The 18804-nt window shown below is 46.6% G+C and carries 15 protein-coding genes; 3 read left to right on the plus strand and 12 right to left on the minus strand.

Features of this window, described 5'->3' with window-relative positions:
• The first annotated feature begins 169 nt into the window (after positions 1 to 169).
• Entirely contained in the window at positions 170 to 799 is a 630-nt protein-coding gene (gene can / locus O59_RS14180; protein WP_007643912.1) for a carbonate dehydratase, read from the plus strand.
• Positions 800 to 986: 187 nt separating this feature from the next.
• Positions 987 to 3290 carry a PAS domain S-box protein gene (locus O59_RS14185; RefSeq protein ID WP_007643913.1) on the plus strand — a complete coding sequence of 768 codons (2304 nt, stop codon included), beginning with the start codon at positions 987 to 989 and terminating at the stop codon, positions 3288 to 3290.
• Here the strand turns inward: O59_RS14185 and O59_RS14190 are convergent.
• The 12 genes from O59_RS14190 to O59_RS14245 all read right to left on the minus strand — a co-directional run bounded on the left by O59_RS14190 (position 3287) and on the right by O59_RS14245 (position 16493).
• On the minus strand, positions 3287 to 4363 hold the full coding sequence (locus tag O59_RS14190) for a chemotaxis response regulator protein-glutamate methylesterase (RefSeq protein WP_369728751.1): 1077 nt from the start codon (positions 4361 to 4363) through the stop codon (positions 3287 to 3289). The two genes, O59_RS14185 and O59_RS14190, sit on opposite strands and share 4 nt — an antisense overlap.
• A 14-nt stretch (positions 4364 to 4377) precedes the next feature.
• Entirely contained in the window at positions 4378 to 4989 is a 612-nt protein-coding gene (cheD, locus tag O59_RS14195) for a chemoreceptor glutamine deamidase CheD (protein ID WP_007643915.1), read from the minus strand.
• Positions 4979 to 5842: a CheR family methyltransferase gene (locus O59_RS14200; protein WP_040392742.1), complete on the minus strand. Its 864-nt coding sequence runs from the start codon at positions 5840 to 5842 to the stop codon at positions 4979 to 4981. Before O59_RS14200 ends, cheD begins: the two co-directional genes overlap by 11 nt.
• Positions 5827 to 8169, minus strand: a complete 2343-nt coding sequence (locus O59_RS22250; RefSeq protein WP_007643918.1) for a methyl-accepting chemotaxis protein — start codon at positions 8167 to 8169, stop codon at positions 5827 to 5829. The genes O59_RS14200 and O59_RS22250 overlap by 16 nt, the downstream gene beginning before the upstream one ends.
• Positions 8170 to 8181: 12 nt before the next feature.
• On the minus strand, positions 8182 to 8682 hold the full coding sequence (locus tag O59_RS14210; protein WP_007643919.1) for a chemotaxis protein CheW: 501 nt from the start codon (positions 8680 to 8682) through the stop codon (positions 8182 to 8184).
• A gap of 35 nt (positions 8683 to 8717) precedes the next feature.
• Positions 8718 to 10682: a chemotaxis protein CheA gene (locus O59_RS14215; protein WP_040392744.1), complete on the minus strand. Its 1965-nt coding sequence runs from the start codon at positions 10680 to 10682 to the stop codon at positions 8718 to 8720.
• 83 nt (positions 10683 to 10765) lie between these two features.
• Positions 10766 to 11131 (minus strand): response regulator, encoded by a 366-nt coding sequence (locus O59_RS14220; protein ID WP_040392746.1) that lies wholly within the window; start codon positions 11129 to 11131, stop codon positions 10766 to 10768.
• Between the two features lie 25 nt (positions 11132 to 11156).
• Positions 11157 to 12863 carry a SpoIIE family protein phosphatase gene (locus O59_RS14225; RefSeq protein ID WP_007643922.1) on the minus strand — a complete coding sequence of 569 codons (1707 nt, stop codon included), beginning with the start codon at positions 12861 to 12863 and terminating at the stop codon, positions 11157 to 11159.
• Positions 12864 to 12938: 75 nt separating this feature from the next.
• Positions 12939 to 13223 carry an STAS domain-containing protein gene (locus tag O59_RS14230; protein ID WP_007643923.1) on the minus strand — a complete coding sequence of 95 codons (285 nt, stop codon included), beginning with the start codon at positions 13221 to 13223 and terminating at the stop codon, positions 12939 to 12941.
• A gap of 29 nt (positions 13224 to 13252) precedes the next feature.
• Positions 13253 to 13534 (minus strand): STAS domain-containing protein, encoded by a 282-nt coding sequence (locus O59_RS14235; RefSeq protein WP_007643924.1) that lies wholly within the window; start codon positions 13532 to 13534, stop codon positions 13253 to 13255.
• Positions 13535 to 13552: 18 nt separating this feature from the next.
• The gene (locus tag O59_RS22255; RefSeq protein ID WP_040392749.1) at positions 13553 to 14689 is read right to left on the minus strand and encodes a methyl-accepting chemotaxis protein; all 1137 of its coding nucleotides are present in this window, start codon (positions 14687 to 14689) and stop codon (positions 13553 to 13555) included.
• A 283-nt stretch (positions 14690 to 14972) separates the two neighbouring features.
• On the minus strand, positions 14973 to 16493 hold the full coding sequence (locus tag O59_RS14245) for a fumarate hydratase (RefSeq protein ID WP_007643929.1): 1521 nt from the start codon (positions 16491 to 16493) through the stop codon (positions 14973 to 14975).
• A gap of 160 nt (positions 16494 to 16653) precedes the next feature.
• Here O59_RS14245 and O59_RS14250 point away from each other — a divergent pair, with 160 nt between their 5' ends.
• A complete protein-coding gene (locus O59_RS14250) occupies positions 16654 to 18762 on the plus strand; it encodes a methyl-accepting chemotaxis protein (RefSeq protein ID WP_007643930.1) in 2109 nt (702 codons plus the stop codon).
• The last annotated feature ends 42 nt before the right edge of the window (positions 18763 to 18804 follow it).

Consider the following 18804-nt stretch of genomic DNA (forward strand, 5'->3'; position numbering starts at 1 on the left):
ACACTCACAGCACCTCACTGCACCAACAACGGGCAATCTAACACCTCCCAAGCAGTTTCCCCTATACTGCCGCCTGATTTTTGTGACCGGATTTTTTAAATTACAAAACCTGCTTTTGATCTGAAATCCCGTCTTTCATTTAACCGCTAAGTCCCGCCTTGGAGCCACTATGAGTGATTTAGATAGCCTGTTTGCCAGCAATGTAAAATGGGCCGAAGATATCAAACGCAAAGAGCCTGACTTTTTTTCCAACCTGGCCAAACAGCAAGCGCCAGAATATTTATGGATAGGCTGCTCGGATAGCCGCGTACCCGCCAACCAAATTGTTGACCTCGCCCCCGGTGAATTATTTGTACACCGCAATGTGGCCAACGTGGTCATTCACACCGACCTCAACTGCATGACTGTACTTAATTACGCCGTTGAGTTTCTCAAAGTAAAACATGTAATGGTAACCGGCCACTATGGCTGCGGCGGTGTAAAAGCAGCACTGGAAAATCGCAAACTGGGGCTAATTGATTACTGGTTGCGCAATATTCGCGATGTTTATTACAACAACAAAGAAATCATGGATCAAATCAGTGATCCCGATGAACGAGTCAACCGCTTGTGCGAGTTAAATGTAGTGCAACAAGTAGAAAATATTGCGCGCAGCAACATAGTCCAAAATGCCTGGGCGCGCGGTCAGGAACTGAGCATTCACGGTTGGATTTACGATATTCACGACGGCATTCTGCACAAACTGATGCCGCCGGTTGATTCAGTAGAACAAATTCCCGAGCAGTATCGCCTCTACTAAGTAGTAAAGACGCCCGTCTTTACCGAGCACCACCTGCATCACTGTGCTTAGCGGTGATGCAGTAATCCCCCGTAATACCCTGCCATAAAACCTATTGTTAGAATCTTTCCCATCGCCCTAGAAAGCCTTGGGTGCTGATCTATACTTGAACCGACTACCACCTCACCCGCAACTGACGAGATAAGCGATGCCCGACGATTCACTGCCCCCCGGCCATCAAAACTCAGCCACACATGTTGCCCGGGAGTCTTCGTCCTATTCATTTGAACGCGAACACCTTGAGCCGGAACAGGTGCGCCAACTCTACAAAGGTTTTCCACTCTCGCTGATCGCCTCTTTGGTTATAGCGCTTATGCTCAGCGTATCCCAGTGGAAAGTAATCGCCCACGCCGACATTATTTTGTGGAATCTGATTTTGAGTAGCGTGTTATTAGCACGCCTCGTGCTCTGGCTCAGCTGGAATAATCTGCATCAGCTCTATTCGACACGCTTTTGGTTAAACAGCTTTCGTGTGGGCGCCTGGCTTACCGGTCTGGCATGGGGTTCAGCCGCTTTTTTATTATTTGCGCCCGAAGCCAGTATTTATCAGGCGCTACTAGCATTTACACTTGCAGGTATTGCAACCGGCTCTATTACTTCACTCACCGTCGACAAATATTGCAGCATCGGTTTTGTGATACTGGCCATAAGCCCACTCAGCGTGGTGATGTTATTACAAGACGGCCCCACGGCCTTTTTCATGTCAGGCATGACGGTCATTTTTATATTTTTTGTCATTGCCGGTACAGCGCGCACTCGCAACACAATGATTGACCAACTCACCAAACAATTTGATTTGCTACGCCTAAGCGAAGCACTGGACAAAAAACAACGGCTCGATCAAATTGTTAACAGCGCACAATCTATCTTTATCAATGAAAATAAAATTCAGGCCGCACTGGAAAATTTATTGCGTGATACGCTGCCATTATGCGATAGCAAACTCGGCTTTATAGGTCAGGTAAATAAAGATGAACAAGGGCAGCCCTATATGCGGGCACTGGTATTTTCCAGCAGCAAAAGCAACGACCTACAGCTGAGTTTGTTTCGTGAAAAAAACCTGCCCACAAATGGAGAGTATCGCAATCTCACCACCATGTTTGGCAGCATAATGCTATCGGGAAAACCGCTGATTACCAGTCACTTGGGGCGCGACTTGCGTGCAGCAGTTCTCCCCCCCGGTCACCCTGCTATTGAAAGTTTTATTGGCATTCCCATTTTTAATGGCAAAGAACAGGTTGCCATGCTCGGGCTGGCCAACGCCCCTGCGGGCTACAGCAGCGACACCATTACCGATCTTGAGCCCATTCTGAAAAGTATCGCCCAATTTGTGCAAACGCTTAATCACCAACAACAGCATGAACAAGATCAAGCCGCACTGGAGGCGAGTAACCAACAGCATCAAACCATTTTGAATGACATTGCAGATGGTGTAGTGATCATTAATAAATTGGGCATTATTGAAAGTTTTAATCACGCTGCAGAAACCATCTTTGGTTATCGCGCCCCGCAAATTATTGGAAAAAATGTCAGCGTGCTCATGCCCGAACCCTATCAATCCATGCACGATGGCTATTTAAAAAATCACCTGCATACCGGCAAGAAAAATATTATTGGTATTGGCCGTGAAGTACGGGGACTACGTCGCAACGGCCAGGAGTTTCCGATGGATCTCATGGTGTCGCGGGTCTATCAACAAGGCGAACCGGTATTTATCGGAATTGTTCGCGATATTACTGAAAAAAAACGTATCGACGATTTACGCACTCAATTTATCAGCGCTGCCAGCCGCGAAATTCTTGGGCCGCTCAACCTTATTAGTGAAGCTATTACACTATTACGCAAACGCGCCGTAGAGGAATTGCCCGAACACATTGCCAACCTCACTGAAATCGCACAAACCAATAGCTATCAACTGCAAAAGCTTATGGGTGATTTGATTGAAATGCAGAATCTTTCCCGTGGAGATATGCCCTTTAATTTAAGCCATCAAGCAGCTTTGCCATTAATTCGCGCAGCGATAAGCCAGCAGCAGACCTTTAGTGATATTTACCAGAGTAAAGCGATTATTACCGAAAACCTGAACAATCCAATGATCCACACCGATGCGCACCGTTTTGAGCAAGCAATTGGTCATATATTGCAATTCTTGTTAAAAGTATCAGGTCGCCATGGTGTGGTGCCGATTGCGCTGTCGGAAGAGCGCGGGCATATAAAAATAGAAATGCGAAGTAATAATCACAAACTGGATACAGATGCGCGCAGCAATCTGCAACAACAACTGGGCAAACGCCCAGGCATTACCCACAGCAATTACAACAACGGCAGCGAATTAGGCCTAACAATAGCCAAAGAAATTATTGAAAAAATGCACGGAAAAATCGAATTGCAGGATTCAGCAGAGGTATTAAATTTCGCGCTAACCTTCCCTCAAGCACCGCAATCCTATTAAAGGCGGTTGCCACTGCCCATGGTTTTTATTTTCTCCAGCAATAGTTCACCCATTTTATCCAAGGCAACTACCTGATCCACACCACCAATTTGCACGGCTTCTTTCGGCATACCATAAACCACACAGCTCGCCTCATCCTGTGCGAGCGTATAACCACCCTGCTGACGAATCGCCAACATACCCTTGGCACCGTCTTTGCCCATACCAGTCAGTAAAACTCCCACTACATTTTTACCGCCCGCGAGCGCTACCGATTCCATCATTACATCCACCGCCGGGCGATGGCGGTGTACCGGCTCTGCATCAGAAAGTTTGACCACATAATCAGCTCCAGAACGCGCCACAATTAAATGATGCCCACCGGGTGCAAGAAACGCATGCCCCGGCAAAATGCGCTCACCGCCCTTGGCCTCAACAACATGCAACCGTGTCAGCTTATTTAATCGCTCGGCAAAAGTGCGTGTAAATCCCGGCGGCATATGTTGGGTCATCACAATACCGGGCATAGCAGCAGGCAACTGCATTAATAAATCCTTAATCGCTTCGGTGCCGCCAGTCGAAGCACCAATTGCGATTATTTTTTCCGTGCTTTGCAAACGTCCGGCAATAGCTATTTTCTGTTCCGGCTTGACGTTGGGGCTTGCATCGCCCTTAAACGGTTTAACTTTTATGGTGGCAGCCGTTTTAATCTTTTCTACAATCAGCTCGGCATATTCACGAATACCACTAGCGATTCCCAATTTTGGCTTGGGAATAAAATCCACTGCTCCCAACTCCAACGCCTGTAAGGTCGCCTCTGCACCGACTTCTGTTAAGGTGGAAATCATAATCACCGGCGTCGGGCGCGCCCGCATCAGCTTTTCCAAAAAACTCAACCCATCCATGCGTGGCATTTCTATATCAAGCGTAATCACATCGGGCACAAACTGCTTTACCATATCCCGTGCAACATAAGCATCGGGTGCCAAACCAACCAACTCAAGACCAGGCGCGGCGCGAATAATTTCCGCCAGCAAACTGCGCACTAATGCGGAATCATCAACAACAAGTACTTTTATCGCCAAAACTATCACCCCATAAAAAAACACTAGGTAAACAATTCGACATCACCGCTTTTGGGTGTGTATTTAACGCGCATACGGTATTCACTTTCACGATCAAGAATAGTGGAGTTGTGAATAGATTTAATTTTCTTAATAAGTACTTTTCCGGTCTGTGGGAAAAAATATACTTTGCGTGGATAAGGCCCAAGCAAGTCCTGCGCCACGATTGGAATACCTTCGTTATGCAAATAATCCAATACAAACTCCGCATTGCGTTCGCCCACATTATTAATTGTTAGGCCGCGCAGCACATTTCCCCCGCCAAATACTTTGGCCTCAAGCCTATTGCGATTGGCGCCAATTTTAAGCAAATGGTTAATTAACAACTCCATAGCGTAACTGCCATAGCGAGCCGACTCAGTTAGCAGGCCGGTTTGGTTACTCTCATCATTCGGCAATAAAAAATGATTCATGCCCCCGGACCCCGAGTAGCGATCACGCAAACAAACGGCGACACAGGAGCCCAGCACAGTAACAATCATTTTATTGGCGGCAGTCACACAATATTCGCCAGGTAAAATTTTTACCGCGTCGCAATCGAAATAACGGTCGTAATAGACATTGGGAGCGAAATGGACATTCTGTTCAAAGTTCATGCCCAACACCTTCAGCCATAGTCCTTGCTGGCTGATAGGTGGTTTTATTCACCAATTTCACCAAGTGACTAGCCTGCGCAAAACTTTCAGAGTGCCCGGCAATATACAAACCATTCGGTCGCAGTAAGCGAACCATACGTTCCAGCAAACTTAGCTGGGTCGGTTTATCAAAATAAATCATTACATTGCGGCAAAAAATAACATCAAACACACCCTGTAATGGCCAATGCCGATCGAGTAAATTAATTTTTTTAAATTCAACCAACCGCCGCAAAGGCTCAATAACTTTAGCCTTGCCAGCATTGCCACCTTTACCGCGAAGAAAAAACTGTTTTTTTTGCTGTAGCGATAAAGAGTCAATGCGATCCATGGAATAAATTCCACGACTCGCTTCAGCCAATACATTGCTATCTATATCTGAGGCGATAATTTCAACCGGAGGATCGTAACGGCCAAATGCCTCAACCAGCGTAATCGCAATGGAATAAGGTTCTTCACCGGTACTGGATGCAGCACACCACACCCGCAATTTGGGTGAACCACTGCGATGTGTTTTGGCATAATCAGCCAGTATATTGAAATGATGGGATTCGCGAAAAAATGCCGTCAGGTTTGTTGTCAGTGCATTAACAAACTCTTCCTGCTCGGCAGGTGTTTGCTCTAAATGATTTAAATAAACGGCAAAATCAACCAGCCCCAACACCCGCAAACGACGCGCCAAACGGCTATAGACCAACTGTTTTTTGCTATCCCCCAAATGAATGCCAGCCTTACGATAAATAATCGCTTTGATTCGCTCAAAATCAGCGTCGCGATAATTAAACTCGCGGTCACGCATTAAAACTCTTCCCATTCATCTTCCTGAGCTGCTTTGGGCGGTGCGAGTTTTTTTGCAGGAGCAGCTTTAACAGGTTTCTTACCGGGCGCACTTAACCGTTTTTTTGGCGCAGGCTCTACAGCGCTATCTACTGCAAGATGAAACTGTGCAACACTTTGGGTTAACTGATCCGCTTGTGCTTGCAAGCTTTCGGCTGCCGCTGCTGCCTGTTCCACTAGCGCCGCATTCTGCTGAGTCATTTCATCCATTTGTGATACAGCAGTAGAAACCTCCTCAATACCAGTGGACTGCTCAGCCGAAGCAGCGGCAATCTCAGCCATAATGTCATTCACACGTTTTATCGCATTCACAATTTCTTTCATGGTATCGCCGGATTTTCCAACCAACTGATTACCACTATCAATTTTTTGTACTGAATCCGATATCAGCGCTTTAATATCTTTTGCTGCATTAGCCGAGCGCTGCGCCAGGGTTCGCACCTCGGATGCAACCACTGCAAAACCACGCCCCTGATCGCCGGCACGCGCCGCCTCTACCGCTGCATTGAGCGCAAGAATGTTAGTCTGGAACGCGATACCATCAATAACACCAATAATGTCAGAGATTTTCCGCGCCGATTCATTAATTGCATTCATGGTGGTGACAACTTGCTGAATCAAAGTACCGCCATCTGTCGCAACTGCCGATGCCTGTTCCGCCAGTACGTTAGCCTGTTTGGCGTTATCGGCATTTAATTTAACGGTGGAGGTTAATTCTTCCATAGAGGAAGCCGTCTCTTCCAAATTTGCCGCTTGCTGTTCAGTGCGGCTGGAAAGATCGGCATTGCCTTGGGCAATTTCACTGGAGGCAGTGAAAATAGTATCCGCTGCCATACGAATTTCACCGAGCATACTGGTGAGACTGGAGGTTGTTTCATTACAATAATTTTTCAAATCGCCAAAGGTGCCCGAATAATCAGCATCAATAGTCTCGGTAAGATTGCCCTGTGCAATCGCGCCCAACACCCGAGCTACGTCTTTCAGGCCTTTATCAGCAGTGGTGACCAAACTATTTAGCCCTTCCGCCAGCTTGAGGAAAAAACCATTTTTACCTTCGGTTTTCAGTCGCACACTAAAATCGCCTGCAGCCGCAGCTTCAACCAAATGATTAACTTCCTGCTCAACCGCAACTTCTTCAGTGCGATCCAACCATTCAACGACAGATCCGAGGCGCGCACCATCTTTGGAAAAAATGGGGTTGGCAACCAACCGAAATGAACGCTTGCCAACAACAATATTGCCGGTGTACGTAGTGGTTAAATTTTCTAGCAACTTCATTTGATGTGCGGGGTTTTTATGGAATATATCCATATTACTACCAACGATTTTATCCACAGAAAAATGCGGTAACACGGACTTAATATCTGCCTCTGCAATACGCAGCATCATCTCCACCGATTTATTCATGTAAATAATTTTTCGTTCCGGGTCGGCGATCATCACATTGGTAGTCGTGGTTTCAAGCGCACCAAGAATCCGGCTCATTTCATGCTCGGCAGCCACCTCTTTGGTTCTGTCTATCCATTCCACAACGGAACCCAAACGCTCGCCAGAATCCGAAAAGATAGGATTGGCAATCAAGCGAAAACTGCAGCCAGCCACTACTATATTACCCACATAGGTATCACGGAGATTGGCGAGCAATTGACTTTGATGTGCAGGGTTGCGATGAAAAATATCCATATTACTGCCCAGCACTTTATCCACCGAAAAATGTGGCAATGCTTTGCGTAATTCGTTTTCTACTGCGCGCAACATTTTTTCGACAGCCTTGTTCATGTAAATAATAGTGCGATCATTGTCAGCAACCATGACATTGGAAGAGGTTGAATCAAGCGCACTTAAAATACGATCCATCTCGCGCTGCGCATTGACATTCTTAATAGCGTTTTGGGTGATATCAGTCGCGTATTTCACAACTTTAATCACTCGCCCATCGGTATCAAGGATTGGATTATAACTAGCCTGAATCCAGACTTCTTTGCCACCCTTGCCGATGCGTTTATATTGGCCAGCCTCAAAATCGCCGCGCGCCAAACATTCCCAAAACTTTCGGTAGGCGTCACTCGCACGATATTCAGGATCTACAAACATACTGTGATGGCGACCTTTAACTTCATCCAAACTATATCCGGTTAACGCCAGAAAATTTTGATTGGCATTGAGGATGGTGCCATCCAATGAAAATTCAATAACCGCTTGCACGCGATGAATCGCCGCCAATTGGCCGCGGACATTCTCCAATTCTTGTGCGTTGACTTTAATCAGATCTTTATCGCCAGCAAATAATTCAAATAGTTTCATGGGTAATTTTCCTTAGTTTTTTGTCGCCGGTGCGTCTGCTGTATCGAATAATCCCAACTCTTCGCTGGATATAAGTTCGTTAATATCAACCAAAATAATCATCTGCTCATTAACACTTGCCAGCCCCAACAAATAACGGCTGTTAAACGCCACGCCAAAATCGGGTGGCGGTCGCAACTGTTCCTTACTCAAACCGACAACATCTGATACGCCGTCTACCACAATGCCCACAATGCGGCTGCGAATATGCAGCACTATCACAATCGTAAATTCGTCGTAAGTTACCTGTCCTACGTTGAATTTAATGCGCAAATCAACAATTGGAACTATATCGCCACGCAGATTAATCACCCCCTTAATAAAGGGCGGTGCATTAGCAATTTTTGTTACCGACTCATAACCGCGAATTTCTTTTACGGTCAGAATATCAATTGCATAATTTTCATCACCCAAACTAAAAGTGAGGAATTCCTGCACGGTACTCGCAGAAATTGATTGCGACAGTTGATCCATACACACGCACTCCCAAACAGAGGTATTGCTAAAGTTTAGCTAGCAGCAGCCAAATGCACCGATTGATTAATCGATAGCGCCAGGGATTCCACATCCAAAATCAATGCAACACTGCCATCGCCTAAAATGGTGGCACCGGCAACACCCTCAACACGTTTGTAATGCTGCTCCAGGCTTTTAATGACCACTTGCTGTTGGCCAACCAAGGCATCCACAAACAATGCAAACCGATGTTTCGCAGTTTCAACCAATACCACAATGCCTTTGGAAACTTCGCTAAAAACAGGCTCCAATTGCATAATGCTGTGCAGCCGTAAGATGGGCCAATATTCATTGCGCACCTGCAGCAACTGATCGTTACTACCTAAGGTTTTAATGTCCTTTTGCGCTGGTTGAATGGATTCCACAATAGAAACCAGTGGAATAATAAATGTTTGATCGCCAACAGATACGCACATGCCATCCACAATGGCCAAGGTCAATGGCAAATGAATAGTAAAACTGGAACCCTGTCCCGCGCGGGATTCAATGTGAATGCGCCCACCTAAACTTTGCACATTGCGCTTCACCACATCCATTCCCACTCCGCGCCCGGAAATATCAGTCACAGCGGCAGCAGTTGAAAAACCTGGCGCAAAAATTAATTGCCATACCTCTTCATCTTTTGGGTTGTCACTAACAGGGATATTATTTTCATAGGCTTTTTCCAGAATGCGCTCGCGATTCAAACCGCCACCATCATCGCTGATACTGATAACAATATTACCGCCCTGCTGCGCGGCGCGAAGCGTCACCTTACCTGCCGGATCTTTACCGCGTTCGCGGCGCACCTCGGGTGATTCAATGCCGTGATCAATACTATTGCGCACCAAATGCGTCAGTGGGTCCACTAACTTTTCGGTTAGGCCTTTATCCAATTCGGTATCGCCGCCCTCGATAATTAACTCAATTTGTTTTCCCAACTTACCGGCAAGGTCGCGCACAACACGCGGGAAACGATTAAACACAAAGGATACTGGCAACATGCGGATTGACATAACCGCTTCCTGAATTTCCCGCGTGTTACGCTCCAATTCACTGGCAACTGCTTGAAATTTTTCAGCAATCGCCCCTTCAAGGCTTTGCCCTAACAAGTTCATCATGGATTGGGTGATAACAATTTCACCCACGAGATTAATGAGCTGATCAACCTTGGCAACATCTACACGAATGGATGAACTCTCTACCGCCACCGATTCTGCGGTTTTATGTTTTACCGGTTTGTGAGAGAGTTCAGTATTTTTTTCTGCAACAGGAATTGCAGCAGATACTGGCGCTATCACTGGTGGTATTGCAGGAACCACTATTGGCGCCGCCGGGACGGATGGAATTTCGTCAAAAAAACCAAAACCTTCATCATCACTAGCAGCCAACAAGCTATCAACAAATCCAAACACCGTATCTTTGTTTTCTGGCACTGATGGCTCATCAAAAAAACCAAAGGATTCCTCGTCGGAAACGGTCGCCGACTCTTCAAAAAAACCATAAGCTTCACTTTCGGACGCAGGAGAGGTTTCGGTAAAAAAACCATAGGCGGGGTTTTCATTTACCGAAGGGTTTGGAAGTGTAGCAGCGCCCGAGGTCACTACTTCAAGCTGTTCAGTGAGTTGATGTACACCAGCCCAATCGATTGCGTCACCATGGCGATAAGCGAGCAGAATTTCTTTTAGTTTATCGACAGCCTGTAAAAATAAATCAACCATGGCTGCAGTAATGGCGAGATTGCCTTTGCGGATTTTATCCAGCAACCCTTCCATAATATGTGTTGCACTGGTTAGCGCATCAAAACCAAAAATTCCGCTACCGCCTTTTATCGAGTGAGCGGCACGAAAGATGCTGTTAAGCATTTCAGCGTCAGGGCTTGTGATATCAAGCTCCAACAGCAGCTGCTCCATCTCATCCAAGTGCTCTTGGCTCTCGTCAAAAAAGACGGTGTGAAATTGTTTCATGTCTATCGACATTTCTCACATCCTTCGCAATACCTTCAGCATTTCCGTAAAGGCGCCGTTTGCTGCGCCCTGATTATTCACCGCAATAAGCGCCCCTACCCCATCACTTTTTTAGCAATTTCCAACAATTTATTGGGATCAAAAGGTTTTACCATCCAACCTGTTGCGCCAGCGGCTCGCCCTTGTGCTTTCATGGCATCGCTAGCTTCAGTGGTGAGCACGACAATCGGTGTGCGCATGTGAGCAGGTAAGGTACGTAAGGATTTAATCAGCGTTAAACCATCCATATTCGGCATGTTCTGATCGGTTAACACAAAGTCATAGCTTTTTGTTTTGCACAAATTCAACGCTTCCAAACCATCTTTCGCAGCAGTAACCGTATAACCGGCGGATTTTAATGTTGCCTCTACCATTTGCCTTACCGATACTGAATCATCGACGATCAATACATGTTTACTCATAGCGCTAGCCCCAAATATATTTCCATTAAAAAGAACTAATTACTGCCCGAATCAAATTACCGGGCGGCACAATCTCCACTGATTGCGCCAAGCCGCGAATTAAATACAAACCGCGCCCGGAAAGTTGATCATCATTATTTTTATCTAACACGGCGGGATCATAACCAACCCCGGTGTCTTTTACGGTGATCATCAAGCTCGGGGTGGCGACATCTTTTAGCCATTCAAGCGATAAGGAAATTGTATCTTTTTCGGTTAATCGCTTTAACCGGCGCTCGCGCTCCTGAAAATAAAACTCAAAGCCATCGGCATTTTCTTTAAACTCAGAGTCAAGCCGTAAAATGCCATGATCAATTGCATTGCTAACCATTTCACTCACAATTAAAAACACTATCTGGCAGACATTTTGATCGACACCCAAATATTGCAGAAACTTATTTACAAGTGGAGGAATTTCACATTCTGCAATCTTGCGCCCAGACAGCTCCACCGCCCAGGAAAAATGGCCAATTCCCGGCTCAATTCGTCTATGCAAAATACCGTCTGTGAGTAGCCGCGAACTACCCAGGAGCATTGCTGCAGGTGTTAAAGTGCACATGGAGACATCATCACTGTAAGTCGCACATCCTGTATGGGCATGTAGCGCTGCTACCAATTGCGCATGCAAATCAGCAGGCTCAGACTCGATAACATCCACCACCCGCTGCATGGAAAAGCAATCTCCAGCGGGGTTTCTCTCTTCTAGCAAACCGTCGGTACAGGCGAAAAAAAATCCGCTTTTAGGAAAACGATAGGTTTCAACAGTTGCTTCAAACTGGTCATCATCAAGAATACCCAAGGCCATGTGACGCGAGCGAAAAGTTTGCTGAATTACACCATTGCTAACCCAGTGCGCAGTTGGCATTCCACCATTCCACACGTGGAGTTCACCTTGATCTTTTTGTACCTGCACAATAATGGCAGCAACAAATCGATCAGGAGGGGTATCGCGGCAGAGTTTTTTATTGAGTTCAGTCACTATGGGCTGCAGATGAAACCCCTTGGCCACCATGCTATTAAAGATGGATACCGCCGGCATTATGGTAATTGCCGCCGAGAGACCATGACCGGTCGCATCTGCCAACATAAAATATAAATCGCCACCGGGAGAGGTGCGCGCCATTGCGATATCGCCACTGAATGAAGCAGAGGATTGCAACCAGGTTTCAACACCTTGAACTTTTTGACTGTTTTGCCCGAGCAAATATTCATAAATGAATTTAGCAATTGCCTCTTCGCGCTCAGCTTCTTTTTTAAACCGCGCCAATTCGGCATTTTGCAAGCTGATGAGTTTTTGCATGGACACCGAATTAATAAGTGCCCTTACTTTTAAAGCCAACAACGACAAATTGATGGGCTTGATAATGTAATCGGCAATACCGCACGCAAAACAATTTTGCAGAAAATCCGGATCCTCATTGACACTAATCATAATGACCGGTGGTATTGAAATATTTTCATTGGCCAGATCGCGCATCAAATTCAGGCCAGTACCATCACCCAACTCGTAATCCAGCAATACCAAATCGATTACAGAGTTATTACTTAGCTCGCGCTTGGCATCGGAAAAGCTGAACGCAGAATGGGTTTGCAGATCCTTACTGTGCAAAAATTCGCATAGCAGTTCATTTAGCAGTTGATCATCATCAACAACTAAAATACGCAGCGTTTTGTCCGACAGTAATTCAGTCATAAGCTTCCAGTGCAGGCAACCATAAAAACAGTAACAACACCAAGTGTTGAGTGAGCAAACTCTACGACAAGAACACTATATGTAGTCGAAAATACGCTGCATGTTGGCCATCGCTAATATTTGTGCAGTAGCTCCCTTTGCACCCTTGATATACATTTTCTTATTAGAGGCCGCAGCGCGACGCTGCCACATCATCATCATGCCCAAGGCAGCACTATCTAAATACTCGACGGCACCAAAGTCGAACACAATTTTGGTGATTCCATTGCCTTCCAGACACTCGGTACACTTTCGTTGGAATTCTTTGTGATAGCCGTAATCAAAACGGTTAGGTAGTATCACAACAGCCTGATTAGTCATAACTACTCCAGTTAAAAGCGCCAAATAAATTAATCAATATCAATAATTTTTTGAATATTTGCCAACCCAAGAATCTCTTTGGGTGCTGATTTCAGATTTTGCATAATTAGCTTGGCATTTTTTGCCTGTACTTTTTTATGCGACATAACCAGCAAGCCAATGCCTGCGCTGTCGATATACTCCATTTCAATACAGTCCAATGTCACATTGCCACCAAAATCCAGGGCAGCAGCAATAGCAGCGTTGAATTCACTGCTGGATGAATAATCAAAACGTTTTGGCATGCGAATTACAGCGGCTGACTGAGTCATTGTTAACTCCCGGATAATTTAAAAAAGATCTACAGAACCGCTTTCTATCGAGGAAGCAGATACTGGATTGTGTTTTTGGCGCGCACCGCTATTCCTGTAGCTAGCAACTTCTTTTTCAAGCCGCTCAGGAAAATTTGCTGCTTGTGTTAACTGTGCAACCAGAGGTTTCAGATCATTTAATTGCGAAATGCTGTAATCGATGTTTTGTCGCGACATATCTTCAAATTGCAAGGCACGGGTTGCATTGTTCAACGCCACAACCAATTGCGCCAAAATGCCTTCCATTTGATGTGTTATCGTTTGATCCGCATCCGCCTTTTGGATTAATTGGGAGCTGATTCTTTGCATTTCTGCCTTGGCCAGTAACACATAGGTCATGTCCTGGGAGGCAACTTGCCCAACCACTTGATCAAGGTCTGCAATTGCCGTAGCAATAGTTCTTAGCTGTTGCTGTATATCGCGACTGAAACCTGCTGAGCGATTGGAAAGTGCGCGTACTTCGTCGGCAACCACGGCAAAGCCACGCCCGGCTTCACCGGCACGCGCAGCCTCAATCGCAGCATTAAGTGCCAGCAAATTAGTTTGGGAGGCTATTTGATCTATGTCTTTTAGCGCACGGATAACGGTAGGCATTTGCTCGGCAATGGCGCCCACTTTTTCCACTAGTTCCATAGACGAAGCGCTAATTTCAACCGTGGTATCTACAAAGCGGTTGAGCAGATCATAGGTGTTTTCTGCAAACAAACTCATGCGCGCTGAAATGGTATTTTTATCCGTTTCATTATCATAAAGCAGGTTATGGATATGGTTTTGCTGCTCATCCAGCAAGGTTTTAATGGCATCAAAAGACTGGACTAACAAGCCAATTGCGTCGGCTTGAATCGCAATTTGTGCGTGTAAACTTTTCTGGGTTTCTGCAACAACCTCGCCCATTATCAGGCTGGCATCCTGCAGGGGGGCAGCGTTGTCTTGCCGTTGAGTGTGGCTGTCGCCACCGCCAACCAATTCAGGCCTGGCATATGAATTGAGCGACAAAACCAATACCACCATAACCAAGGTACTAAATACTGCCGCTAATAAAGGATGAACCCAAACTCCAAGTGCTCCACCGCCAACAAAGGCTGCAGCAATAACGATAATCTGCTTGGTTGGCATAACGGTGGAGATCCCCTGCTTGCTTGCAAAAGAAATGGCGACAGCCGCTGTCACCCCGGTCAATATGATTTAAAAGTAGCAGGTTTATTTTTAGATGCGCGATTCAGCAAGAAACTGAAACAAAATTAATAACGCAAACGATGAGATGGGTAATTCAATACAAGATAAAAACTTAAAAAATATTATTTATATAGCGAAAAACAATTTAAACAGTAGCTCTAAAAAAAAACGGCAACTTGATAGCTGCCGTTTTTCATTTGAGAAGTAATTGCACTTGGGATAATTATTGAACCGAAAGTACACCTTCTTCAATTTTGGCCTTCCAGATTTTCGGCCCGGTGTTATGTACCGATTCTCCGCGCGAATCCACCGCGACAGTTACCGGCATATCTTTTACGTCGAACTCATAAATGGCTTCCATCCCCAACTCAGGAAAGCCGAGCACCTTGGCAGACTTAATCGCCTGGGCTACTAAATAGGCGGCGCCGCCCACGGCCATCAAGTACACCGACTTGTTATCGCGGATTGCTTCTATCGCCGCCGGGCCGCGCTCGGATTTACCGATCATGCCAAGCAAACCAGTTTGTTCGAGCATGGTGCGAGTGAATTTATCCATCCGCGTGGCGGTGGTGGGGCCTGCCGGGCCAACCACTTCGTCGCGGATTGGATCAACGGGGCCGACGTAATAAATGAAGCGGCCTTTCATGCTCACCGGTAATTCTTCACCCTTGGCGAGCATATCGGTCATTTTCTTGTGCGCGGCATCGCGGCCAGTGAGCATCTTGCCGGAGAGCAAAATCGTCTCACCGGTTTTCCAATCCAACACGTCTTCTGGCTTCACTGTATCCAGATTTACGCGGCGCACGCTGTCGCCCACTTCCCAGGTGATATCTGGATAGTCTTCCAACGCTGGCGGCGTTTGGAAGGCCGGGCCGGAGCCATCCAGTACAAAGTGGGCGTGACGGGTTGCCGCGCAGTTGGGAATAATAGCGATGGCTTTGTTGGCCGCGTGGGTTGGATAGTCTTTGACTTTAATGTCCACTACGGTGGTCAAGCCACCCAGGCCTTGTGCACCAATCCCCAAGCGATTCACTTTGTCGTACAGCTCAATGCGCAATTCTTCCGCGCGATTACTCGCCCCGCGCGCTTGCAACTCTTGGATATCCACCGGTTCCAGCAAAGCTTCTTTCGCCAACAGCATGGCTTTTTCGGCAGTACCGCCAATGCCGATACCCAACATGCCGGGTGGGCACCAACCAGCCCCCATTTCCGGCACGACTTTTAATACCCAGTCCACTACTGAATCAGACGGGTTCAACATGGCAAATTTGGTTTTGGCTTCTGAACCACCACCCTTGGCGGCCACATGCACATCAACTGTATTACCGGGAACGATGTTGTAGTGAATTATCGCAGGCGTGTTATCGCCAGTATTTTTACGGGCACCATCCGGGTCGGCGAGAATTGAAGCGCGCAGCACGTTATCGGGGTTCATATAAGCGCGGCGCACGCCTTCGTTGACCATATCGGTCAGGCTCATTTGCGCGTCCCATTGCACATCCATACCCACGGTGACAAACACGGTAACTATGCCGGTGTCCTGGCAAATGGGGCGATGGCCCATGGCACACATGCGCGAGTTAATCAGGATTTGCGCCATCGCATCTTTAGCGGCTTTGCTCTCTTCGCGCTCGTAGGCTTTGTGGATGGCCTGGATGAAATCAACGGGATGGTAGTAGGAAATAAATTGCAGCGCATCGGCGACGCTGTCGATCAGATCTTGCTGGCGAATCACGGTTGGCATAAGCGCATCTCTTGTTGTAGATAAAAAAGTGGCGCCAATTCTACACCATCAACCCCACAACAGGCGCTTGGGTAAATGACTTTATCAGCTTAAAAATTGTGCAATTCGCCAACTAACAACTAGGCTGAATTTAGCGCCACCCTTTAAGGAAGCACCACCTATGAATGCCCTATCACTCCGTTTCAAGCTCAGCCTGAGTATTGCGCTGATCCTCGCATTTAGCATGGGCACCTTGAGTTTCGTCGCCTGGCGTTCGATGTCGAACAACGCGCAAGAATCCATTGCGCGCAGCGCGGAATCCATGAAGGCGACTATTGATAACCGCCTGTTGGAAATCGCCCAGGTGAGCGCGCTGGAAACCAGCTCGCTGCTCAATCGCAACTTTGATGTGGCACTGCACCTGGCCAGTATTTTAAGTGGCACCGCCCACGGCAGTGGCACACCCTACACGCGTGTACAAGTTAAAAAAATGACTTACGACATGCTGGTTGCCACGCCGTCGGCATCATCCATTTACGCCCAGTTTGATAGCAACGGCTACGACAACCTCGACAGTGAATTTTTGGGCGATGCCGAGTACAGCTCGGAAACAGGCAGCCTGGGAATTTACTGGGTCGCAAACACCCAAGGCCCAGTCTCCAGCCAAGTCAGTTACGCCGATCAATACGATGCCACCATTGACACCAATGGCCTGCGTAAAGCCGAGTGGTATTTATGCAGCCGCGACACACGTAAACCCTGCCTGATGGAACCTTATCTTTACGAGGTAACTCCGGGCAATAAAGTTTTACTTACCTCACTGGTTGCACCGGTTTTAGTGAACAATGAATTTCGCGGTGTTGCCGGTATCGATATAGACCTGCCGGTGTTACAAAAAAATATTCTCGCGCAATCTGCCAATTTATATGACGGCCAAACCAGTATGTATTTACTGAGCGAACGCAATAATGTGGTAGCCAGCAGTATGCACCCTGAGTTTGTTGGCAAAGCACTTGTGGCCGGTGATAAAGACTTATTTGATGCACTCGCCGCCAGTAACAAAAACCAATTTATTTACAAGGATCAAATTATCACTGTACAACCCATTAAAGCCGATGCTGTGCGTAGCGAGTGGAAAATGGTGATAGTGACGCCCTCCATTATCGCGTACGACGTGGTGGATGAACTGAGCCAATCACTGCAGGAAAGTAGCTTATCTACAGCAACCAATATGATTGGTCTGGCGTTAATTCTGTTGGTAGTTTTTGTTGGTGTGGTGTCGCTGTGGATTAAACAATCGACCAAACCTATCGTCAACATGAGCAATATGATGCGTGAGCTCGCCAGTTCAGATGGCGATTTAACACGCAAATTAATTCCCTCGAATGACAAGGAATTAATTGATATGGCAGATGGCTTTAATAACTTCACTGAAAAATTACGCACAATGATTCTCGCCTTAAAACAGGATTCCATTCGCCTCAAAGAGCAAAGTAACAGCCTGACCGGAACCTCCAAAAATACACGCTCGGCAACCGAAATACAGGTGGAGCAAATTCAAAATATTATGACGGCGATTCACCAAATGTCAGCTACCGCCAATGAAGTCGCCAAACTCGCCAGTAATACTTCAAGCGATTCACAAGCTTCAGTAAAAGAGATTAATAACGCGCGGGATTTATTCCAACGCACCGTAGAAGAATTTAAAGGCGTAGCGACCGACTTCTCCAACTCCAGTCAAAAAATCCAGCTGGTAGCCGAAAGCAGCAATAAAATCAGTGGCATTACCGATGTTATTCAAAGCATTGCCGCACAAACCAATCTACTCGCATTAAATGCAGCGATTGAAGCGGCGCGCGCCGGTGAACAAGGGCGTGGTTTTGCGGTAGTAGCCGATGAAGTGCGTTCACTCGCGGCACGCACCCAACAGTCCACCGAGGAAATTAAAAATTTAATTCAGGGTTTACAACAACAAGTTGATCAAACCGTTGTACAAATAAACCAAAACACCCAGCGGGTTGGTGACACGCTCGTGGAAGCGGAACATGCCTACGAGCGCCTGACGACAGCTACTCAAGGTATTAATTCGATTACTGATAGCGCCTATCAAGTCGCGGCCGCCGCGGAAGAGCAAAATCAGGTTACAGAAGAAATTAATCGCAACATCTCCGCCATTGGCGATGCAACGCAAGAACTTGAACGCTTGTCGCACAGCGTATTTTCCGCGAGTGGCAATGTGGACAAAATCACGCAGGATATTGACGGGCATTTGTCGCAACTACGCTGCTAGCAAATAGCTATTGCCGTGCATTAAATAAATCACCACCGGACA

The organism is Cellvibrio sp. BR (genome assembly GCF_000263355.1).
GTDB lineage: Bacteria > Pseudomonadota > Gammaproteobacteria > Pseudomonadales > Cellvibrionaceae > Cellvibrio.